Source organism: Reichenbachiella faecimaris (assembly GCF_900176375.1).
Taxonomy (GTDB): domain Bacteria; phylum Bacteroidota; class Bacteroidia; order Cytophagales; family Cyclobacteriaceae; genus Reichenbachiella; species Reichenbachiella faecimaris.
Genome location: NZ_FWYF01000003.1, coordinates 269,067 through 291,878 on the forward strand (window position 1 = coordinate 269,067; position 22,812 = coordinate 291,878).

The 22,812-nt window shown below is 39.2% G+C and carries 17 protein-coding genes; 5 read left to right on the forward strand and 12 right to left on the reverse strand.

All coding sequences use genetic code 11. The features are described 5' to 3' along the window. Window positions 1-6: 6 nt before the first annotated feature. From B9A58_RS13725 to B9A58_RS13765, 9 genes are all read right to left on the reverse strand, one after another. Window positions 7-2,643, reverse strand: a complete 2,637-nt coding sequence (locus tag B9A58_RS13725; RefSeq protein ID WP_084373443.1) for an ABC transporter permease — start codon at window positions 2,641-2,643, stop codon at window positions 7-9. Then, window positions 2,640-2,978, reverse strand: a complete 339-nt coding sequence (locus B9A58_RS13730; RefSeq protein WP_084373444.1) for a PadR family transcriptional regulator — start codon at window positions 2,976-2,978, stop codon at window positions 2,640-2,642. The genes B9A58_RS13725 and B9A58_RS13730 overlap by 4 nt, the downstream gene beginning before the upstream one ends. 104 nt (window positions 2,979-3,082) lie before the next feature. Next, the gene (locus tag B9A58_RS13735; protein WP_084373445.1) at window positions 3,083-6,346 is read right to left on the reverse strand and encodes a caspase family protein; all 3,264 of its coding nucleotides are present in this window, start codon (window positions 6,344-6,346) and stop codon (window positions 3,083-3,085) included. A gap of 62 nt (window positions 6,347-6,408) precedes the next feature. Next, complete coding sequence (locus tag B9A58_RS13740; RefSeq protein WP_084373446.1) at window positions 6,409-7,011, reverse strand: LysE family transporter; 603 nt, start codon at window positions 7,009-7,011, stop codon at window positions 6,409-6,411. Then, complete coding sequence (locus B9A58_RS13745) at window positions 7,008-8,117, reverse strand: ATP-grasp domain-containing protein (RefSeq protein WP_084373447.1); 1,110 nt, start codon at window positions 8,115-8,117, stop codon at window positions 7,008-7,010. Before B9A58_RS13745 ends, B9A58_RS13740 begins: the two co-directional genes overlap by 4 nt. A gap of 7 nt (window positions 8,118-8,124) precedes the next feature. Further along, window positions 8,125-8,643, reverse strand: coding sequence for a hypothetical protein (locus B9A58_RS13750; RefSeq protein WP_084373448.1), 519 nt, complete (start codon window positions 8,641-8,643; stop codon window positions 8,125-8,127). 95 nt (window positions 8,644-8,738) lie between these two features. Next, the gene (locus tag B9A58_RS13755) at window positions 8,739-9,221 is read right to left on the reverse strand and encodes a regulatory protein RecX (RefSeq protein WP_084373449.1); all 483 of its coding nucleotides are present in this window, start codon (window positions 9,219-9,221) and stop codon (window positions 8,739-8,741) included. 14 nt (window positions 9,222-9,235) lie between these two features. Continuing rightward, window positions 9,236-10,456, reverse strand: a complete 1,221-nt coding sequence (locus B9A58_RS13760) for an ABC transporter permease (RefSeq protein ID WP_084373450.1) — start codon at window positions 10,454-10,456, stop codon at window positions 9,236-9,238. A gap of 3 nt (window positions 10,457-10,459) precedes the next feature. Continuing rightward, window positions 10,460-10,840, reverse strand: a complete 381-nt coding sequence (locus B9A58_RS13765; protein WP_084373451.1) for a ribosome-binding factor A — start codon at window positions 10,838-10,840, stop codon at window positions 10,460-10,462. Between the two features lie 171 nt (window positions 10,841-11,011). Between B9A58_RS13765 and B9A58_RS13770 the strand changes: the two genes are divergently transcribed. Continuing rightward, window positions 11,012-12,427 (forward strand): hypothetical protein, encoded by a 1,416-nt coding sequence (locus B9A58_RS13770; protein ID WP_139793894.1) that lies wholly within the window; start codon window positions 11,012-11,014, stop codon window positions 12,425-12,427. 7 nt (window positions 12,428-12,434) lie between these two features. On the opposite strand, the gene rpiB is transcribed toward B9A58_RS13770, so the two are convergent. Genes rpiB through B9A58_RS13785 form a run of 3 tightly spaced genes read right to left on the reverse strand, consistent with a single transcriptional unit; the run spans window position 12,435 to window position 15,017 of the window. Then, the gene (gene rpiB, locus B9A58_RS13775) at window positions 12,435-12,869 is read right to left on the reverse strand and encodes a ribose 5-phosphate isomerase B (RefSeq protein ID WP_139793895.1); all 435 of its coding nucleotides are present in this window, start codon (window positions 12,867-12,869) and stop codon (window positions 12,435-12,437) included. 17 nt (window positions 12,870-12,886) lie between these two features. Next, the gene (tatC, locus tag B9A58_RS13780) at window positions 12,887-13,714 is read right to left on the reverse strand and encodes a twin-arginine translocase subunit TatC (RefSeq protein ID WP_394334431.1); all 828 of its coding nucleotides are present in this window, start codon (window positions 13,712-13,714) and stop codon (window positions 12,887-12,889) included. A gap of 13 nt (window positions 13,715-13,727) precedes the next feature. Further along, window positions 13,728-15,017 (reverse strand): serine hydroxymethyltransferase, encoded by a 1,290-nt coding sequence (locus B9A58_RS13785; protein ID WP_084373455.1) that lies wholly within the window; start codon window positions 15,015-15,017, stop codon window positions 13,728-13,730. A gap of 282 nt (window positions 15,018-15,299) precedes the next feature. On the opposite strand from B9A58_RS13785, the gene B9A58_RS13790 reads away from it, so the two are divergent. The 4 genes from B9A58_RS13790 to B9A58_RS13805 all read left to right on the forward strand — a co-directional run bounded on the left by B9A58_RS13790 (window position 15,300) and on the right by B9A58_RS13805 (window position 22,790). Continuing rightward, window positions 15,300-17,633 carry a PAS domain S-box protein gene (locus B9A58_RS13790; protein ID WP_084373456.1) on the forward strand — a complete coding sequence of 778 codons (2,334 nt, stop codon included), beginning with the start codon at window positions 15,300-15,302 and terminating at the stop codon, window positions 17,631-17,633. A 57-nt stretch (window positions 17,634-17,690) separates the two neighbouring features. After that, window positions 17,691-18,089, forward strand: coding sequence for a response regulator (locus tag B9A58_RS13795; protein WP_084373457.1), 399 nt, complete (start codon window positions 17,691-17,693; stop codon window positions 18,087-18,089). Between the two features lie 148 nt (window positions 18,090-18,237). Next, entirely contained in the window at window positions 18,238-19,140 is a 903-nt protein-coding gene (locus B9A58_RS13800; RefSeq protein WP_084373458.1) for an ABC transporter ATP-binding protein, read from the forward strand. Between the two features lie 26 nt (window positions 19,141-19,166). Then, window positions 19,167-22,790 carry an ABC transporter permease/M1 family aminopeptidase gene (locus B9A58_RS13805; protein ID WP_084373459.1) on the forward strand — a complete coding sequence of 1,208 codons (3,624 nt, stop codon included), beginning with the start codon at window positions 19,167-19,169 and terminating at the stop codon, window positions 22,788-22,790. Window positions 22,791-22,812 lie beyond the last annotated feature (22 nt).

The following is a 22,812-nucleotide window of genomic DNA, read 5'->3' on the forward strand; positions in this document are numbered from 1 at the left end:
TGTTTATTACTCATACCTCAAGGTCTCACTTGGATTTTTGATTGCCACACGGATGGTTTGATAACCTACGGTGAGAAGGGCAGACGAAATGACTAATAAGATTGCCATCCCAATGAATATCCAAGGAAAATCTACCCGATAGGCATAGTTGTCGAGCCATCCATCCATGGTGTAATAGACCAATGGAATTCCTACCACAGCAGATAATCCAATCAACACGACAAACTCTCTGTAGAAGATCATAAGTATCTGAGGAATAGTAGCACCTAGCACTTTTCTGATACCCACTTCTTTTGCTCGATTGATAGCCATAAAAGCAGATAGACCAAATAGCCCAAGTGAGGCGACAATAATGGCTAGTATGGAGAAGGTGGCGACGACTTTTCCAAATTGCTGATCTTCCTGGAACAGCGCATTGAATCTTTCGTCTAAAAAGGAATAAGACAAAGGTGTATTAGGGAAAAAGCTTTGGTAGGTATTTTCCAAATGAGCTAATCCGTCCTTGTAGTTCTGTTGATTCATCTTTATAGCAGCATAGTGAGCATAGGTGTGATAAAAAGTGGAAGTGGGCTCTACTGTATTTTTCAACGAGGTCCGATTATAGTCAGCTATGACCCCGATCAATCTATATTTGCGCCCGTCTTCATCATCCCCAAACTGGATGAATTCGTTTAGCATGGACTCATTATCCTGAACGCCCAATTTTTTCATAAATGATTCATTCACAATGATAGCAGACGTGTCAGATGCCAATTCTGACTTAAAACCTCTGCCAGCCAAGAGTCTAATTCCTACTGCATCGAAATAATTTTCGTCACACCTTTGCAAATAGGTGGTGCCTTTTATAATATCTGTTTTACCTGGAATCTGAATTTCTCCTGTTGTTGAGCCAATATCTGAGCTGCTTCCACCCGGCAATGTATTGCAAAACCCTACATCTGTAATGGCGTGATGGTTTAAAAGTGATTGTTGAAATTGCTTGAGGTTTTCAATAGCAGCTTCCCTATTATCGTCGGTGTAGCGCGGTCGCCTCACCCCGACTACGAAATCCATATCAAGTCCCTTATCTACAGATTGCATATAATTCACCTGTTGGTTAATGATAAAAGTAGCTGCGATTAGCATCAGTGAAACGGTAAACTGTACAATGACCAGTCCTTTTCGTAAAAACGTTCCTTTGGCGGAATTTCTGAATTTGCCTTTGAGTACAGTTACTGCTTGAAAATTGGACAGGACAAAAGCTGGATACAATCCAGAAACCACAGTTCCTACTAAAGCAAAAGAGAAGACTTTAGTTAAAAACAGTTGGTCTAGCCAAACACTACCTATTACATCCTTTCCAACCAGTTGATTAAAGTTTGGATAAACCAGTTGGGCAATTAAAATAGCGAATCCAGCGGCTAACAAATTCAAAATTAAAGACTCAAATAAAAACTGTATTACGAGTTGAATCCTATGTGCTCCAATAGCTTTTCTAACACCGACTTCTCTTGCTCTATCAATTGCTTTGGCCGTTGATAGGTTGATATAATTGACCCAGGCAATGATGATGATGAGAATAGAAATTACGTTAAGGAAAATGACCGTATTGGCACTACCGTGAATCTCTGGTTCGTAAGTAAAATCAGAATAAAGATGAATGTCTTCTACCGGCTGAAGGTAGAATTCAAGGTCTGTATCAGACTCATTTTCTCCTGATAATTCAAACATTCGTGGGAGTTTGGCTCTTAAAGCTTGAATTTCGACCTGCGGTGCTAGTTTCAAATAGGTATAGTAGTTGAAAGACCTCCAGTCATCTTCTTTTAATCTTTCTTCTATGCTACTTATGGATATCATCAGGTCGAATTTGTAATGCGTGTTTTCTGGAATATCCTGAATTACCCCTGTGACTTTAAAATTTTTGTGAAATCCGCCAAGCAGCATGATGGATTGTCCCACAGGATTGATATCTCCAAAATAGGCTTTGGCTCTGGATTCAGTTAGTATAATGGAGTTAGGCTCTGTCAGCATGGTATTGGGATCACCACTCAATACCTGATAATCAAACAGTTCAAAATAGTTGGTGTCGGCTGCTATAGCACGTTTTTCGATAAAGGATCGATCCCCTTTTCGGAGAATCAATTCGTTGAATTGAAAGGTCAGAGTCGAATTGATGATCTCAGGAACTTGCTCAACCAGGGCCGCTCCAGAGGGGGCAAAAGACATGGCATCTCTCGTGCCAATGACGCCATCAAGCACCTGATCTGTTGTGAGTCGATACAACTGGTTAGCATCTGTAAAAAACTGGTCATAACTTTTTTCAAAGGCCACATATTGATTGATGAGTAAGAATGCTGAAAGACCAATGGCTAGTCCTGTAATATTAATTGCTGAAAATACTTTTTGCTTCACCAGATTACGGAAGCTGATTTTGAAATAGTTTTTGAACATGCCTGTGGAGTTAAATAATGAGTTTTTGAAAAGGGGTCTGATCAGTGCTGGTCTGCAAAGTTTGATGACCTCTTTCAGGTATTTGAGTTCTGCAGATTTTGGGAACTGCTCTAGTTGATCTTGATGGAGCTCTTCCAAGTCGCCTTGGATATCAGGATAGTAGTCTGGATGGCAATACCACTTAAATAACCGATCTGCAATTTTCTTGATCATACGAATTTGGCTTCAATCACTAGATCTGGCAGTGCTTTCCACAGTTCCGCACGTACATCTCGATTGTATTCCAAAGCCCTTCGGCCAAAGCTGGTCATCTTGAAAAAACGTTTAGGTTTACCACCACGTTTTTCGGTCATCTCACCAGTTTCGGATTCCAAAAAGCCTTTGGTTTCCATTCGCCGAAGTGCAGACTGCAAAGCGCCCAAGCTCACCTTCCGCTCTAGCCGTTTTTCTATTTCATCCTTGATCGCCACGCCATAGGCATTGTCATATAAGACCCCCACGGTCAGCAAAACGATCTCTTCAAATTCACCTAGTTGATACTTCTTCATAATAGCAATATCTAAATGTAGTATTGCAAGTATAGGGAATTTTTATGAATACCTAAATGTAGTATTGATGGTTTGAGTGAATTTTTTTATTATCACCATACTTCTTATTCAATTTGAATAAGAGGAAACTCTGCTACAACACTGGGCTTTTGGGTTGTTGGATGTTGCTTGCCATGTGTGAGCTCTTTGACACGTTCTGCCACGAAGTAATCAATTTCTCTGATGTTAACGATCCCGTCCTGATTCAAATCAGCTTTACCATCTTTCAAGCCATTGAGCAGAGCTAGCGTAAATGCACCATGACCCCATTCGGGTTTTTCATACGAATATTCCTTTCCTGTTGAGGCTGCCATGATGACGACTCCATTCTCTTCAGTAGCTAACGTTCGAATAGCTTCCAACAGGTCTGTTTCTCCTCTACTTGCTAATAGATTGGTGCCGAGTTTACCGCTATGGCAAGCGTCAATGAATACCAGTACTTTGGATGGAAGGTTACCTAGTACGTCGGAGAAATCTAGCCAATCTACACCTGTAATTCGAATACGGTTGGGATCACCGTCATATGGCAAAATGTAGAATCGCTCCTTTTGATTGATGCCATGTGATGCGATAAATATGAGTACAACGTCCTTCTGTGTCGCATTTTCTTCAAGCCAATAAAAGGCATCTAGTATGTTGCTCCTAGTAGCTTGTTTATCTGTCAAAGTTTTATCAAATACATCTTTGAATAGCCTCCCCTTTTGACCCCGATAAAGCGATGATATTTCTAGTGCGTCTTTATCAGCATAACTAAGACTATAATTGGGATTGCTATGTTGAGAGACTCCTATGCTCAGAAGATACAGATTAGGTTTGTACCGTTCCAAGCCTTGCTGTAGTTTCTCCGATCTTAATATACGTTCCTCTGAAATAGTAGACCCATGCTCATTTTCAACAAATATGTTGATCGTATTTTCCAGTAACAGAAGTTCCATTTCAAAGGACAACTGATAATTGGATTCACCTTGGTTGGTTATTTTTATTTGATCCCATCGGATAATCGTACGTCCATTGAGTAAAACTTTGGCATTGGTGACAGGAGAAGCAGATTGTACATTGGTCTTTAGGATAACAGCATTTTTCTGATACGTTGTGTCCTTGATCATTGGCGTAATCCATTGTACACTTGGAGGCAGGTTATCGGTCACCTTCGCATTTTTGGAGAGCGGCACTATCGCGGTGCGATTGTAGAGTGTCATAGCTTGGTCGAACGACTCTTCTTCGGTTATTAACTTGATGAGGCTTGGTTTATAATACTCTTTTTTGAAATCATACAACGGATGGTATTCAGCGATTTGATTAACATTTTGATTGACAACCCAGCCACCCAAACGCTCACCTCCAGCAGACGAAGCATAGTAACCTTCTTGTGTCCAACAGAGCCATTCATTGTCTTGTTCATAATAAGACAGTAGAGGAGGTAGAACTGGAGTGGCATTTAGGTACTCATAACTGGTTATGATTTCTTCTCCACGTTTTGCTTGAAGTTTGACTGCCTCCAGTGGATTCAAAAATTCCAATCGTGACAATCCTAAAAAACCGTAGTTATCCGAATCAAACAAACGATCGTTTATGCTATATAGCACGTCATTGTTGGTAAGATTTCCTTCATAATCTGAATGTACCTTAACTTTTAAGTTCGGATATATGAGGTCAAAATTTTTGAAATTTGTATTGATGTGTCCGGTTGAGTAATCCAGCCTCAGACTCATATTCCTTTTTTCTGAGAATTCATCATACAAATCAATTCTACCATTCAAATCTTGTGTTATAAATAAGGAAGACGATATTTCAGGGGAAGGTGCTATTCCTGTTAAGTTAAATTGGTAGCCTCCAAATTCTTTTAGTGGCAGTAAATATTCACTCTTTAAATTGGGCTGATATAGTAGAGTTTTTGCCTCCGTTGTATGAAAATGAGAGCTGAAAGTATGATTCATTGAAACTAATAAATTCCCACTATTTAGGAATGAAAAATTTTTGTTAGAATAAAATGGAGTCAGGCGAATTGTTTTGTCGTTAATGAGTAACATGTGCCATTCTTTTTTTTCGACTGTTACATCATTATGGGAAGTTTTTCTAAACGAAAATGCATCAGATATTATTGGGTTGGTAAAAAGTGAAAGTTCAGAAAAGGAAAAGCATTTACCTAAATCATCATATAATACAATCTTATTAGCTCCAAATGCAATTTCTGAATTTCCCTTTTTATTGTGTTGATAAAAATTTTTGGAAGTTGAGTCCAATTGATCTTCAAGTTTCAAAGTTTGAAGCTTTCCTTCGCTTGTAACAAGTACTGTAGATTCATTTAAGAAACATAGCTGATCGAATGAAAAATCTATGCGATAATATTCTCTATTAGCAATATTCAAAAGTAATGCTTCTGAGGAAGTAGAATTTGAAAACCGAACAATAGCTAAGTTTTCTGATGGAGAAATAAAAAGATCAGAATATTGTGTAATTGAACTCTGATAAAGCTCTTTTATTTTCCCAGTTTTGTCAAAAATCTGAACTTTACCTTTTGGAGAGACAAACAGGAAGGAATTAGATTTATTTAGATAAACACCTGTTTGTGGGTTTTCTTTTATAGGGTGTTTAATCTTCTTAATATTAAATGGTGGTATGGTATTTCGATTAAATTCTATGCTGAAGTTAGAATTTCGAGTATGTTTAAACGTAGGATTCCCAAAGGTTAATATTTTACTATTCTTGTCGTAAAAAATAATACTGGAAACCTCATGATCATTTTCAATAGTACTCGGATTTTCTTTGAAGAATGGTTCTTTGGACTTAGTTGGAAGTGCCCAAAGTTTAAGTGGCTCCCGAAAACTATTGAGACCACTTGCAGTCAAAATATATCTTGAGTTGGGATCGAATCGTACTGTACCTAGCTCTTTCGAAAACCCTCCAAATGTGCCAATGATTTTTGTAGTAGTGATATCCATCAGATTGACTACTGCTTGTCCCTCAGAATTTATTCGAGCAACAGCCAAGAGATTTGTTTTAGCATCAAAATCGGAGTCCAATAGTTTTCCTTTTTCGCCCGTTCCCATGTCGAACCATATTTTTTTTGTGAGTGTTTCACTTGCAATATCCCAAAAGCATATGCTTTTGTCGCGACTCACTGTAATTGCGGTGGTTCGATCACTTGTTACATGGAACCTGAATACATCAGCATAGTGTCCTTTCGGGTTGTTCAGTACGAAGACCGGATCCGTTGGCTGTGCGAAAAGACTGGAGGAAAGTAAAAGTAAAGCAATGGATTTGAGAAAATGTAGTAGAAATAATCCAGCGGGCTCTATTTTTTTCGTTTTTTTAGCTAATAGTAACATTCAAGTATATGAGATTTGGTCTAAATATCTATCTTATAAAGATAGCACCAAATACAATTGATCTAAGTAACAAAACTCCAAATCCCTATCCCAATAAAGATTAGCCCAGGGACGCGATAGATCAGAAAGGTATTGCCTTGGGTAGCTGTAAACCTGGAACCCAAATGAATCACAGATATTAGCAAACAGAAGGTGCCAACTGAAACACCTGCTACATAAATCCAGAAATTTTGATGGGTGAGGGAGACTAAGCCCATGCTTTGCAAGTAAGCTGTCACCATCAGCCAAAAGGGAATGGCGAGCGGATTGGTCAGACTGAGCAGTATGCCTTTTTTGAAAGCGTTTCGTTTTTCTCCAATTGCTGTGGGATTCGATTGGTCTGGTTTTTTGAGCAGATTCAAAACTCCTAATAGGATCAGTACAGATCCTGAGATGACCTGAAAGTATTGCGAGACATTGGCATTTGCCGTCAAATAAATTTGAAAACGTACAGCAATGGCAGCGTATAGATATTCAGTAAGTGCGGCCGCTGTTGCAAATGCATAAGCTGCCTTGATGCGTTTTTCCAGCGCGTATTGTAAAATGGTGATGTTGATACTGCCTGGTGGAATTGATCCAATAAAACTGAACAAAAATGCTACTCCAAAAAGAATCAATATACTCATGAAACTTTCTGCTGATTATATTCCCTGATTTTCAAGATATCTTTCATGCCTTCACGAAAACTGTAATACGAAACTCCTCTTTTATGATTTATCATGCTGATATCTGCCAATACCTTCAGATGGTGAATGATGTCCTTATAGGCTTGAATCAATGAAAAACCAGGGTGGTAAATATGTGCAGGTTCGGCACCTGCACCATTCAGTTCCAGGATTTTGAAATGCTCACCCTTGTATAAATCCTCTACAGATCTGCATCTCAAATCGTATCTCCCAAAATAGAAACCGTCGACTTGGCTGCTGATCTTGTCCATTATCTTAATTAGCCTTTTATTGATCAAATGATTGCCATTGAGGAAAGTCGTACCTCGGGAGTGATTACCAATCGAGTTAATCTCCACTTTTTCTCCTTTAGCTGGGATTTGATCCAGCTGTTTTGGATTTTTTGCTCGCAGGGTTTCTATGTGCATTTTGGATCGGGCATCATCTGCCATGAGTGATGCTATGTTGCGCTCGCCATCACCCAAGACACTGAGCATGTCTTTCATCACAATGGAGCTGACTGTGCCATGATCGCAATTCGGATAGCGATAATAGAATACACCCAATTCCACTTCATAAGAAACATATTCTTGTACCAAAAAATCTACTTGGATGCGATTCAGGTAGTTGGATAAATCATCTTTTGTTTTGATTAGCTCGACCATCCAGCCACGCTCTCCAATGTCTGGTTTGAGAATGAAAGGATAGTTTAGGCCTTCCAACTGTAGTCGGTCAAGAAAGCTTTCCTGATCTACAGAAGCATGTAGTTTATAGGTTTTAGGAATATATTGCTTGGGAATGAGTTGGAATATTTTATCCTTAGACTCACCCAACATTCCCCCGAATTCGATGGTGGGATTGGAAGCTGTAAAAAAAAACAAGGAACGGGTTTTTAGCGAAAGCCAAACCCAATAAAACATCACTGGAAAATAGAAAACAGAAAACGGCCAAAACTCCCACCTGAATATTTTTGCCCAAACTACATGCGTGCTCAACTTATCATAAAGTGTCTTTTCCTGGGCGGGTTCTTGAATTTTCTCATCGGTTTCGACCGCAATATTCATCATGATGATATTAGGCGCTGGCTTGTTGGGATTGGCGAAATTTGATCGTCGAGCTGGCAACTCCGAAGTCTTTAGGCAGCTCTAATTCTGACTTGATTTCCTTCAAGCCAATCTTCATCAGCGCCATGTGATGAACGGCATGTTCTATATTGTAGATCAATTCGCGATATAAATTGCTTTCCACTTCATGTTTCTCATTTGAGGACAGATCGTACCCTTGGCGAACCAAGATGAGTGGTTGATTATCAACAATATTTGCAAATTCCACTTTTAGAGTTGAAATAGTACTTAGTGCTTCTAAAGTATTGCTCTCAAGAAAAACATCTCGCTCTCTTTCGTCATAGTTGACCAATCCTAGTGGTCGTCCTGTCATCAGGCAAGTGAAAAATTCCAAAGTATGTCGCATGTGCTGACCGATAGAATTGTCGTGAAGAACAGAGAGTGTTTTGCTGTACTCGTCGTTGGTGAGATTTTCTAAAAGGTAGGTCAATTGATCTAAAATCCTCTGTGATGCTGGTTTTATATCCATTAAGTTGAGTCGTCTATATTAGCTTTGTTAAGATAATAAATAGTCCTGATTTTGAAGAACTCGTTTTTACCTAACTTCTATTAGCTGGCAAAAGTTCAGTTTACTAATCGCTTCACGGTTTCCCACACCAAATCGGATTCAAACCCTTTGTAAATGGCATGAACGGCCACCTTATTTCTTTTTTTGAATAAATCAGTTTCTTTGACAGCATTTGCTTTCTTCAAGATTAGTTCTTCTAGGGTATGGATATAATCTTCTTCGTCAATTTCTTCCAATCCTTTTTTGACGCAGTAGGGTGATAGCTTGTGAGGTGCGAGGCCAATGAGTATTTTTTTGCGCCCCCACTTTTTGACTCGAAATTTTCCGCCTATATAAGCTTTAGCAAATCGCTCCTCATTGACAAAATTGTCCATAATCAAATCTGTCAAGACCTCTTCTACTTCATCAGGATACAGCCCCAGATCATAAAGTTTGTTTCGAACTTCTTTTTGAGATCGCTCTTGATATGCACAAAAATTAGCGGCTTTGAGTTTAGCTTCTTTTGGGGTGTGGCGTTTTGGTTTCTTTTTGTCCTCCACGATAATGGGCTGTTTTATACTCGCTGTATACCTTGGCGAGAAGCCATGATTGCTGGCTGTATGGAAGCGACAAAGGTGATGAAAATGATTGTAAATGCAGTAAACAGGAAATCTGTCCCGATAATTTCTACTGGATATGCCTGAGTCACAGAGGAGGCTACCCCCATGGAGACCAGGCCATAAGTTTGCTGCAGCCATGAAATCGAAAAACCTAAAACAAGGCCACTGCCAGCCCCAATAAAAGCAATGATGGCACCTTCCATTAAAAATATTTTCCGAATCAATTTTTTTGAAGCACCCATGGCAAATAGGCTGCTAATGTCTGGTTTCTTCTCAATGACTAGCATGGAGAGAGAGAAGAATATGTTGATAGAGGCAATGCCTACAATCATAGAAAAGATGATGAACACAAATAGCTTTTCAATCTTCAGTACTTTGTACAAATCTGCGTGCTGCTGGTCGCTATTTAGTACCATGAAATCACGCCCCAGTTGCTCGGCAAGCCCCGCTTGAATGGTCAGTAAATCTTTGTCTGGATCCACCATCAATTCAAGAGAAGTTCTCTTGTCTTTGTAGTCAAATAGTTTTTCGGTGAAAGCAAGCGGAACGAAAACATAATTGTCGTCGTATTGCTGCTCTAGCGCAAAAACACCTCCTGGCATGATGTTGGCGCGATTGTAATGTTTGTATGGATCTAACGTGCCTGGCTTAGTGTTTTTGGGATAGAAAAACTGAAGGGCCAAAAAATCATTTCTCAATGAAACACCCAGGTTAAACTGAATACCTCTTCCGATAATCGCATACGAAGTATTGCCATCTTGAAATTTGAGTTCACCCTGGCGGATCGCATTTTCCATGCGACCTTGCGCAATGAAGTTGTCGCTCACCCCTTTAATCTTCACGATCATTTGCGCATCACTATAGCGTATCAGCGCATTGTCCTCTATGACCTCAGTAATGTCCAATATTCCATCTATGCTTATGATTTTGTCTTTTAAGTCAGTGGTATATATAAACGATTTGCCCTCACTAGGCAGTACCTGAAGTGGTGCATCAAAAGTGCCATATATCGACCGTAGAAGGCCTTCCATGCCATTGAACACGGAAAGCACAATGATTAGAGCAGCTGTCCCAATAGACACTACCAGCATAGAAATAATGGCGATGATATTGATAAAATTTTTCTTCTTCTTAGAGAAGAAATAGCGCTTCGATATAAATAACGGGAGATTCAAATGTTAGTCTTCGCTTTCGTCTTCTTCCGGAGCTGGTGGAATATGAAGTCCTGACAAAAGGTCTTCAATTTTTTGTGCGTTTTCTTGCGTATCGTCTAGGTAAAAATTGAGGTCTGGTACCACTCGAACTTGCTTTCCTATTTTCAATCCAAGGGCTTTTCTAATTTCACTCTTTTTGGATTTTATTAATTCAAGAAAAGCGGGCTCGTCATCTACCATCATTAAACTTAAAAATATCTTGGCAAAACTAAGGTCTGGACTCACTTCCACATCCGTGATTGTGATGAAGGCCTTGCCAAACCAATGTCTGGTATCTCTTTGGAATAATTCGCTCAGGTCTTTTTTTATTAACCCTGCATACTTCAGTTGTCTTGTACTACTCATATCTCTCGGCAAATATCCCGATTAATTTATATTATATTTTAATAAAACCTTATTTTCGTCGCCATTGAGTGATTCAATTTTTTATAAGCTAAGAATCAAGTGTCTCGGACTGATTATAAAAACTAACTTTGCCTGCTCATTAAATTTTTACCAAGTCAAATGCAATAATCCTTGCTTACATTTTTCAAAACCAACGATCCATACCGTTTAATCGGCGTTTTTCTTTTGCTCCTAGTGATTCGGGTGCCCATATTTATTTCTGGGGTGTCTATGATTTTGCCAGAGCTTAAGTGGTTGCTGATCGGAGAGCGCTTAGGATCTGCAGATTACATTATGTATCAGGATGTTTGGGACTATACTGCGCCACTTTCTGTTTTTGTATATAAGTGGCTGTTTGTCTTTTTTGGAAAAACCCGTGTGCCCTATTTTATACTATCCATCATTCTCGTAGTCGTGCAGGCTGGTATTTTTAATAACGTAATGCTTCGCAATAAGGCTTATAACAGCAGTACATACGTGCCCGCATTGATCTATATGATCTTTATGAATGCCTTTTTTGATTTTCTCACCTTGTCTCCTGTCTTGATGAGTATGACTTTTGTTTTGCTAGCCATGAACAATCTATTCAAGCGTATGGACAATCAAACCAAAGATGAGCTTTTCATATTTACAGGTGTTTACTTAGGGGTTGCGACTTTATTTTATCTTCCTTCCATTTGGTTTTTTGTAGTTACTATTCTTTCATTGATACTTTATACAGGCTCTATTATTAGGCGAATGATGCTACTGATCTATGGATTTGCGCTTGTTCTTGCTTTTGCTGGTTTGTATTTTTTCTGGTTCGACGATTTCTTAATTTTCCAGCACCACGTGTTTAAGTCACTTTGGGTTATTGATACGATTAAATACCTGAACTGGACAGAGCTGACTTTGGCTACGGCAGTACCACTTTTGATTTTCATTACCTCTATTTATAAAGTTCGGAAGCTTGGCAAGTACATCAATTTTCAGGAGAAGATTCAGCAGGTGATGCTCATGTTTTTCCTTTCGGGCTTTTTGGCATTGATGATGGCCAGAGAGGTTTCTACTTATCAGCTCATATTTTTTGTACCAACAGTAGCCTTTTTTGTTGTGCATTATTTACTGCTTATCAAACATTGGTTGATCGCAGAACTGAGTGTTGGGATCATAGTGATTTTAATATTGTTTAATCACTTATTAATTTCCAAAAAATGGTTTCATGTGGATCAATTTGTTAGTTATGAACCTGTGATGATTGAAAAAAGTGTTTACGGTAAGCTGGTAAATGGTAAGAAAGTTTTGGTTTTGGGAGATGAGCTACACCATTATAAAAATGCGTCTCTGGCCACACCTTATCTCAATTGGCGACTGAGTCAGATTCAGTTGAAACATCTCAATTACTATGACAATAGCGCGGAAGTCTTTGTGAATTTTAGTGAAGACTTGCCAGAGGTGATCATTGATCAGGAAGAATCCATGCCCGAATTGCTGGGAACTATGCCAACCATAGCCTCGCAATACATTCATCACGAGGGATATCCAGAAATTTATTTATTGAAGGAGTAGTGCTGTATCAGCAAGAAATCTTGTCCACTCTGTTTTGGTGTCTGCCACCTTCAAAGTCAGTGGATACGAAAGCTGATACCATTTCCTTGGCTGTATCTAGAGAAACAAATCTGGCAGGAATTGCCATCACATTGGCATTGTTGTGCTGGCGCGCAAGTTCTGCCAATTCTTTTTGCCAGCACAGTGCCGCACGAATGCCCTGGTGTTTGTTGGCAGTCATAGCCACACCATTGCCACTTCCACAAATCAAAATGCCAAGTTCGTTGTCAGACTTTTCAATTGAAGCAGCCAAAGGATGCACGTGATCTGGGTAGTCCACAGAATCAGCTGAATTAGGGCCGAAATCCTGTAGGGTATGTCCTTGTGCTTCTAGCATTGAAATAATTTCCTTTTTGTAATCAAATCCAGCGTGATCTCCTCCTATGGCAATTTTCATGGTAATGGGTTTTGCTTATAAAATTAATCTAAATCTCTTGATATTTTCTTGTACGTATTATTCGAAATCATAATACTAAACTGATACAATCCGATCAATGGAATGGCTATCAGAATCTGGCTAAATGGGTCTGGTGGTGTGAGCATGGCTCCAAGTAAAAAGATGACCACAATCCCATGCTTCCTATAGTTTCTCATGATGTCTGGTGTGAGTAGCCCAGCTTTTGTCAAAAAGTAAACGACCATGGGCAACTGAAACAGCAATCCGCAGGCCAACACAAGTGTAGTAATAGTGGATACATAGGAAACAATGTCAAACTCGTTTAATATGGAAGGATCCAATTGGTAGTTGGCCAAAAAATTCACTGAAAGGGGGGTAAGGATCAGATACCCAAAAAGTACGCCAATAGTAAACAAAAGGCTCACATAGAAAACTGCACCACGGGCTAGTTTTCTTTCCTTAATATAGAGACCAGGACTAATGAACCTCCATATTTCCCAAAACGCATAGGGAAAGGCCGCTATAATACCCACTGCAAATGAGGAGGTAATATGCATGGTAAACTGCCCAGTCATTTGACGACTCTGAATAATGAACGGCAACTGATCAATGCACAAAGCTTCTATCTGAATGAGTTCAGATAGATAGCAGAGTTGCTGATAAGTCCAAAAATCAATTCTAGAAGGCCCTAGGATCAAGGTGCCAAATACGAATTCTTTGGAAACGAAAGCCGCAATAGTGAACACACTAATGGCAATGAAGGCACGAATGATGTGCCATCTCAATTCTTCGAGATGATCCAAAAAGGACATCTCAGTTTGTTCCGCAAGGTGTTGTTGATCCGGGGGCAGTTGCTGCATCTACTTATACTAGAGAATCCAAATGCTTGTATAACGGAAAGTCAGCCATCCAGTTGTTGACTTGTCCTCTTACTGCAGTTAGGTTCTCTTCACTTTCTGGATTCATCAAAACAGTATCAATCAAATCCACAATTTTACTCATATCTGCTTCTTTCATACCTCTGGTTGTGACAGCTGCAGAACCCACTCTGATACCAGATGTTACGAATGGAGATTTGTCGTCGAATGGCACCATATTTTTGTTGACAGTGATGTCTGCTTTAACCAAAGAATTTTCTGCCAGTTTACCAGTCAGGTCTTTTGATCTCAAATCTATCAGGGCACAGTGGTTGTCCGTACCGCCAGAAATCACGTGATATCCTTTACTCATGAAAGCTTCCGCCAAAGCACGACCATTTTTCTGAACCTGGACAATATAGTTCATATAGTCATCAGAAAGTGCTTCTCCAAAAGCGATAGCTTTGGCTGCTATGATGTGCTCCAATGGGCCGCCTTGTGTGCCTGGAAATACACCAGAGTCCAATAAAGCCGTCATTTTTCTCAATTCACCTTTTGGATTTTTAAGGCCAAATGGATTTTCAAAATCTTCTCTCATTAAGATCATTCCACCTCTTGGGCCTCTCAAGGTCTTGTGAGTTGTAGTAGTAATGATGTGACAGTATTCTAGCGGATCGTTCAATAATCCTCTGGCAATCAATCCTGCAGGGTGAGAGACATCTGCTAGCAGGATAGCACCCACCTCGTCAGCCACTTCACGGAATTTAGCATAGTCCCAGTCTCTACTATAGGCAGATGCACCACAAATGATCATTTTTGGCTTTTCTTTCTTTGCTACTTCTTCGAGTTGATCGTAGTCTATTCTGCCAGTTTCTTTGTCTACACCATAGAAATGTGGTTCGTATAGTTTTCCTGAAAAATTTACGTGTGAACCATGTGTCAAGTGACCTCCATGAGAAAGATCAAATCCCAAGATTTTATCACCTGGTTTTAAGCATGCAAGCATCACAGCAGCATTGGCCTGAGCACCAGAATGAGGCTGTACGTTAGCCCATGTAGCTCCAAACAATTCTTTGGCTCTTTCGATAGCGATATTTTCGGTCTGATCTACCACCTCACATCCGCCATAATACCTTTTGGCTGGTAATCCTTCAGCGTATTTATTGGTCAATACACTACCTGCGGCTTCCATCACTTGAGCGGAAACAAAATTTTCCGAAGCGATCAATTCTAAGCCATTCTCTTGGCGTTGTCTTTCCTTTTCGATTAAGTCAAAAACTTGTTGGTCTCTCTGCATGATTTATGAATTTCTATGAAGCGCAAAAATACGAGATGACTAGATGTAAACAAAGAAAACCACTAGGCTGGAGAAGAAAATTGTAAGATTGGGAAAATTTGAATTGAAAAATGGAAATATCGTATGATTCTTATGTTTCTACCATTCAGTTTTGCCATTTATTCTGTATATTTTCCGATCTATTTGAAAGGTCTTACTTGTATTATTCCATAAACTGGCGCAGTTCGTAATAATAAAATAACCTAACACCTATCGGTCAAAATAGACCATGTGCAAAAGTCGATGAGTGAGATAGACATCCAGAAAAACTTACTTAGTGTAGTCAAATACCCAATTTTCAGAATTGATAAGCATGGGGTGATATTGGAATGTCACATTCATAAGGATTTCAATGCACTACCCTTTACAGGAAATTTGGTGGGAAGAAATATTAATGAGTTCGATTATTTGCCCAATGGGGTAGATGTGATAAAGTTCTGTTTGGACAATCAAAAATCAGAAGTCACCTACTTTTCTGTACCAGAACGAGAGGGTGATGGAAGATATTTTGAGGTCGAAATAGAGCCCTCTTCTGCCAGTGAGGTGATAGCTTTAGTTAAAGAAATTACAAATAGAAAAAAACGAGAAGCTGAACTCATCCAATATTATAACCTGATTCAGGACATTTATCAGGGTACAGCTTCTTCTACAGGCCATGCGTTTTTAGATCATTTGACACGTCAGTTTTGCAAGGCATTTAATGGAGATTATTCATTTATTGCCTTATTTGAAAATGAAGGCTTGAGTGCAGTGTCTTTCTCCACTTATAACAAGATGTTGGAAAACGAAACCTTTGATATAGCAGGGTCTCCTTTTGAACATCTTCATCATCAAGAGATCCTAAGTATTCCTGCAGATTGTCAATTGGTATATCCGACCTTCGAACCATTCAAAAAATATGATGTCCAAGGATTTATTGGAATTCCATTATTTTATCCTGATCATCAGGACAAGCCAGCTGGTGTGATGTGTGTATTGTTTCAGAAATACTACCACACTTTTCAGCATTATGAAAAAATACTCAGAATTTTTTCAACCAGGGCGATTACAGAACTTGATCGAATCAGAAGAACCAAGCAACTCGAGGAGAGTGAGGAAAAATTCAAAGCGCTTTATCATAATACTCCTGCACTGTTCAATTCGGTAGATGCGGAAGGTCATATCATAGAAGCGGGGGATTATTTTTTAGAAACTACTGGCTATACACGAGAGGAGGTAATAGGTAAGATGGCTTTTGATCTTCTTACACCCGAGTCTAAGTCTTATGGGATGACAAAGGTCTTTCCTGAATATGTCAAAACTGGATACTGCAAGGATGTGCCTTTTCAGTTTGTGAAGAAAAATGGAGAGGTGATGGATGTTTTATTTTCATCTGTTGTGGTAAAAGACAATCAAGGGAATTTTGAAAAATCTCTAACCAGTCTTCAGGACGTTACAGAAATCAATAAAAGAAGGAGAGAGATTATCAGAAGTGAGTCCAGAGTTTCAGATGATGCCCAGCGTCTACAGTCTTTGTTTGATCATTCACCCGTTGGTATAATCATTCACTCTAAAGGCATTATTAAGAAAATAAATGCGGAAGCAGTCAGATTGACAAAGGCCAAATCCGCTAAGCAGATTTTGGGAAAGAGTCCAATGGATTTTATTCATCCAGACTCTCATGAAGTGGCGAGTCAGCGTATACATAACATTTATACAAAGAAAACAGCTCATAAAAATGAGCAGAAGTTTATATGCATGGACGGCAGCATCATCTGGGTAGAGGCTATGGGCACTTTGATCTCTTTCGAGGGAGAACCAGCCGTGCAAATAGCCATTTATGATATTACGGATAGAAAATTGGCTCAGGAGAAGATTTTGGAGAATGAAAAAAACTTAAAACACTTAAATAATCATCTAACCAGGCAAAATCATCAATTGGAGGAATTTGCGCATATCGCTTCTCATAACCTCAGAGCGCCAATCACAAATATGATGTCTCTGATTCAAATCAAAGAAAGTGATCAAGATGCGGCTACAGAATTATTTGTTTGGGAAAATCTGAAGAAAGGTGTTGCCAACCTGGATGAAACAATTGTAGAACTCAATGAGGTAGTGAAGTCCTCATGGGAATTGGACAAGCGAAAAAGAAAAGTTAGACTGTCTAGTGCGCTCAACAAAATACTTGCGAGTATCAAAAACGAATTATTGGAATCAGAAGGGGAGATAGAAAGTGATTTTACTGCTTTTGATGAGATTACCTACCCAAAAGTTTATATTGAAAGTATTTTGATTAACTTGATAACTAATGGTCTGAAGTATGCTGACCCCAAAAGAAAGCTGATAATTCAAGTCAAAACTACTTTGCATGACGGAATGAAAAGACTGGAAGTGAAGGATAATGGTTTGGGAATTGATATTAATAAATACGGGAGTAAAATATTTGGCCTAAGAAAAACCTTTCATAACCATCCTGATGCTCGTGGTGTTGGACTCTTTATCACTAAGGCGCAAGTGGAGTCCATGGGCGGAACGATCAGAGTTGAGAGCGAAATGGGGAAAGGATCGAATTTTATTATTAATTTTGGGGAAGGTTAATCTTAACCTACTAACAACCAGCTAAAAAGTAGCGCTTGATTTTAGGAATTGTTGTAAATGAGCGAGAAAAAGAAAATTGCGGTAATTGATGATGATGAAGTTTTTCAACTGATCATCAAAAAGCAAATCGAGATGAAAAATATCGAATGCGATATTCTGAACTTTTATAATGGTCAGGAGGCTATCGATTTTTTCAAAAAATTAGAAACTGAAGGAGCCAATGGCAATGCACCAGATTTGGTCATGCTGGACGTAAATATGCCTGTCAAGGATGGATGGGGCTTCTTGGAAGATTATGCCCACATCTCTAAGGATATCAAAAGCAAAATCAGTTTGTATATGGTCACCTCATCTGTGATTCAATCGGATATAGATCGAGCTGGTGATAACCAAGATATTGTTGGTTTTGTGAGCAAGCCACTCACCAATGAGAAGCTTGAGGAAATCTTCTCCTAAGCTTTTTCTAAGTTTTCATTTCCATTTGTAAGAATTGTGAAGGGGCGGGCACTAATGAATGTTCGGTTGAATTTCTGTGTCTTGCACAGAGTGGTTAGTTTAGACGAACCAGATCAACTGACATTAAACGAAAACCCTTTACTACCTTATGAAACTCGAAATTAAAAACCTATCTAAAACTTATGCCAATGGTGTCCATGCACTCAAGGGTGTAAATCTTGAAATTAATACTGGAATGTTTGGTCTGCTCGGACCAAATGGTGCAGGAAAGTCCAGCTTAATGCGAACCCTAGCTACCCTACAAGAACCTGACACGGGTTCCATAACCTTTGGGGAGATAGACGTACTCAAACAAAAAGATGAGGTAAGAAAATTATTGGGCTATCTGCCACAGGAGTTTGGTGTTTATCCAAAAATATCGGCTGAAGTACTACTAGATCATTTGGCGGTGTTGAAGGGCGTTACTAAGCGATCAGAGCGGAAAGAATTGGTCGCTTCCTTATTGCAAAAAACCAATTTGTACGATTCTAGGAAGAAGAATTTAGGAGGATTTTCTGGAGGTATGAAGCAGCGATTTGGTATTGCTCAGGCTTTACTTTGCGACCCTAAGCTGATCATAGTGGATGAGCCCACTGCCGGACTTGATCCTGCTGAGAGAAATAGGTTTCATAATCTATTGAGTGAACTGGGAGAAAACACGGTGGTGATTTTATCAACTCACATCGTGGATGATGTGAAAGAGCTGTGTACAGATATGGCTATCATTAACAAAGGAGAAGTACTTTTAAAAGGCAATCCAATCGAATCTATTGATACCATAAAGGGCAAGATTTGGAGAAAGGTGATAGAAAAAACAGAGCTTGAAGACTATAAAGCAAATTATAAAGTGGTGTCCGAGAAGCTGATTTCTGGAAAACCTATTATTCATGTTTATGCTGAAAGTCTCCCTGATGCTTCCTTTGAATCAGTAGCTGCCGACTTGGAGGATGTGTACTTCGCTCAGATATTTGGTGCCGAGCAAGGTGCTGTACAAGAAGTAGTTGCAGTTTAATCTTTTCGAATTAAAATTTTTAAGCCATGTTTTTTGAAATATTCAAATTCGAATTGAAGTACAGGTCGAAGCGACCTGCAACTTATATCTATTTTGGAATTCTTTTCCTGATGGGATTCCTGGCTATGACCACAGATATTGTACAAGTTGGTGGTGCAAATGCTATGGTAAAAGAAAATGCACCAGCTGTTTTGGCTACCATGACGATGAATATGTTTTTGATCGTGATGTTCATGGCCTCCGCCGTAATGGGTGTAGCAGTGTTGAGAGACTTTGAGCACAGGACGGAGTCCCTTATGTTTAGCAATCCAATCAAGAAGCGAGACTATTTATTTGGAAGATTTGCAGGATCATTTGTGGTCATGGTTTTGATCGCCAGCGGGGTGACTGTAGGATTTGTACTGGGTGAGTTTTGGCCAGGGATAGGTACTTGGTGGCCAGCACGAGAAGCTGATAAGCTTTTGCCCTTTAATGCTTGGTATTATTGGCAACCATTTTTTGTTGTCATTGTTCCAAATTTATTTTTTACTGGGGTACTTTTCTTTGCCAGTGGTTCACTGAGTAGAAATATGTTGGCAGTCTATACGCAAGGCATTGGTTTTTTTGTCCTCTATAGAATTGCGAGAAATTTTACTGGTGATCTTGATAATAAACTAACTGCAGCTATAGTAGATCCAATGGCCTCCAGTACTGTTCGATACATGACACAGTATTGGACAGTTTCCGAGCAAAATTCATTGCTAATTCCACTAGAAGGTGCATTCTTATGGAATCGAATACTGTGGGTTTCACTTGGTGTCATAGGACTGATAGTGACCTATTATGGTTTTAATTTCAATGTTGTCCGAACGCCATGGTTTGCAAGAAAGAGAAAAGCGGAGATTGAGAAAGAGGAGCAAACCGTTCACGTGAATATTCCTACTGTATCACGGCAATTTGGCTTTGGAGCAGTCCTAAAGCAATTATTCAAACAAACGATATTCTATTTCAAAGTGGTAACGAAAGAAGTTACTTTTTTGGGTATCGTACTTAGTGGATTGGCACTGATTTTTATCAGTTCTACGAATATGAATAGGATGTATGGTGCCAATACCTATGCGAGCACCTATGCTATACTTGAGCTGATCAGTGGGTCTTTTAATATCTTCTTTGTCATTATAGGGGTATTCTTTTCTGGCGAGCTAATCTGGAAGGAGCGCGCAGTAAAAATGGATTTGATTTATGATTCCATGCCTGTGACAGATGCCATCAACTTACTGAGCAAGTTCTTTGGAATGCTGATGGTCTATATCGTTTTGATTTTGACTTTGATATTGTCTGGTGTTATTATCCAGACTGCCAAGGGGTATTATGATTATGAAATAGGTCTTTACTTTTCTGATCTGTTTTCTTCCACACTTTCATTTCTGACCATATTTACCATGTTGTCCTTTTTTATTCATGTGATGGTGAATAATAAGTTTTTGGGGCATGCCATAATTATTCTATTCTTCATCACTACTGGTATTTTATCATCTATTGGGTTAGAGCATAGCTTGTTCCAGTTTGGTTCTGCTGACTTGGGTACTTATTCAGATATGAATGGCTATGGCCATTATGTGACTTCATTTTCTTGGATGGATTTGTATTGGTTTGGATTTTCATGTCTGCTGATGGCTTTGGCTATATTCTTTGCTGTTCGGGGTTCTGAGTCCTTGTTGAGTACAAGATTTAAAATTGGCAAACTTCGATTGACGAAGCCAGTAGTCACATTTATTCTAAGTTCGTTGATGATTTTTGGCCTATCTGGTTGTTACATCTATTACAATACGAACGTGCTGAACGAATATCAGAACAGTGATGATCAAGAGGAACAACAGGCTGCTTATGAGAAGCAATTGAAGCAGTATGTTACCCTTGTCCAACCAAAAATTGTGGACGTTAATCTGAGTGTTGATATTTATCCTGAGACAAGAGATTTTGTAACCAAAGGCTATTATATAATAACCAACAAGTCAGAAGAAACCATATCAGATATTCATATCCAGGGGGGTAATGATGCGAGTTTGAAAATAACCGAACTCGATTTTGAAGGAGGAGCAGAGGTTAAGGAGTCATTCGATGAGTTTAAATACACCATTTATTCCTTGAACAAACCTATGAATCCTGGTGATTCGATTCAAATGGATTGGACTGTCGAATTTAAGACTGTAGGTTTTGTGGAAAGTGGTTCCAATACCAATGTAGTTTACAATGGCACCTTTTTCAACAACACCATGTTCCCTTCCTTTGGATACAATGAGCGTTTTGAGTTGACGGATATTGACAAAAGAAAGGAGCAAGACCTACCTGAGAAGGAGAAAATGCTCGAAAGAGATGACCCAAGGGGATTGGCTATGTCATTGCTTACAGACGATGCTGACAGAGTAAGTTTTGAGATTGTGATGAGTACTACTCCTGATCAAATAGCAATTGCTCCAGGTTATCTACAGGATCAATGGATCAAGGACGGAAGAAAGTATTTCCATTACAAAATGGACAAACCCATTCTTCCTTTCTTTTCAATGATATCAGCACGCTATGAGGTAAAAAGGGATATTTGGGTAAGTGCAGAGGGTGATTCAGTCAATTTGGAAATTTACTATCACAAAGGTCATGAATACAATTTGGATCGAATGATGAAAGCAATGAAGAAGTCTTTCGATTATTTTTCTACTCATTATAGTCCTTATCAATACAGTCAAATGCGAATCATGGAGTTTCCAAGATATTCATCTTTTGCTCAATCATTTGCCAATACAGTTCCATTCTCTGAAGGCATAGGGTTTAATCTGAAAATAGAGGAAGACGATGTAGACATGGCCTACTATGTGACATCTCATGAATTAGCGCATCAATGGTGGGCACATCAAGTGACTGAGGCCAGAGTGCAGGGCAATGCCATGTTGTCTGAAACGATGTCACAATATTCGGCACTGATGGTGATGAAGCAGGAGTATCCACCCGAAATGATGCAGAAATTTTTGAAGCATGAATTAGACAGATACTTAAGTGGGAGAAGATCAGAAACTTTGCAAGAGCGGCCACTAGATATGGTGGAAGGTCAGGGTTACATTCATTACCGAAAGGGTTCTGTAATCATGTATGCCTTCCAGGATTATATCTCTGAGGATAGCGTGAATGCTGCGTTGAAGAGATTTATAGCCGATTATGCTTATCAGGAAAATCCTTATGTAACCTCAGATATGCTTGTCAGCTATTTCAGGGAAGTGACACCAGACAGCCTCCAATATATCATTGACGATATGTTTGAAAACATCACATTGTTTGAAAACAAGGCTAAAACAGTGAATTACAAAAAGGTAAGTGATGATCAATTTGAATTGAATATGACCTATGAAGCCAAGAAGCTCAGAGCAGATAGTCTGGGCAATACATCTGAAATTGTCATGGAGGACTGGGTAGATATTGGTGTTTTTGGGAAGCCCACAGATGGTGAAAAGGATCGATTGATTTACTTGAAGAAGCACAAAGTCACGGCAGGAGAAAGCTCCATTCAAATAATATTGGATGAAGAGCCAATAAAGGCTGGAATAGACCCTATCAACAAATTGATAGATCGAAATCCAGATGACAATGTGAAGTCAGCTAATGAAAGTGTCGAAAGTTAGAAAAGATTAAAGGAGCCGAAAG

Coding starts and splice junctions, on each gene's coding strand:
- B9A58_RS13725 (WP_084373443.1), bottom strand. CDS start 2,643: ATGATCAAGAAAATTGCAGATCGGTTATTTAAGTGGTATTGCCATCCA.
- B9A58_RS13730 (WP_084373444.1), bottom strand. CDS start 2,978: ATGAAGAAGTATCAACTAGGTGAATTTGAAGAGATCGTTTTGCTGACC.
- B9A58_RS13735 (WP_084373445.1), bottom strand. CDS start 6,346: ATGTTACTATTAGCTAAAAAAACGAAAAAAATAGAGCCCGCTGGATTA.
- B9A58_RS13740 (WP_084373446.1), bottom strand. CDS start 7,011: ATGAGTATATTGATTCTTTTTGGAGTAGCATTTTTGTTCAGTTTTATT.
- B9A58_RS13745 (WP_084373447.1), bottom strand. CDS start 8,117: ATGATGAATATTGCGGTCGAAACCGATGAGAAAATTCAAGAACCCGCC.
- B9A58_RS13750 (WP_084373448.1), bottom strand. CDS start 8,643: ATGGATATAAAACCAGCATCACAGAGGATTTTAGATCAATTGACCTAC.
- B9A58_RS13765 (WP_084373451.1), bottom strand. CDS start 10,840: ATGAGTAGTACAAGACAACTGAAGTATGCAGGGTTAATAAAAAAAGAC.
- B9A58_RS13785 (WP_084373455.1), bottom strand. CDS start 15,017: ATGCAGAGAGACCAACAAGTTTTTGACTTAATCGAAAAGGAAAGACAA.
- B9A58_RS13790 (WP_084373456.1), top strand. CDS start 15,300: ATGAGTGAGATAGACATCCAGAAAAACTTACTTAGTGTAGTCAAATAC.
- B9A58_RS13795 (WP_084373457.1), top strand. CDS start 17,691: ATGAGCGAGAAAAAGAAAATTGCGGTAATTGATGATGATGAAGTTTTT.
- B9A58_RS13800 (WP_084373458.1), top strand. CDS start 18,238: ATGAAACTCGAAATTAAAAACCTATCTAAAACTTATGCCAATGGTGTC.
- B9A58_RS13805 (WP_084373459.1), top strand. CDS start 19,167: ATGTTTTTTGAAATATTCAAATTCGAATTGAAGTACAGGTCGAAGCGA.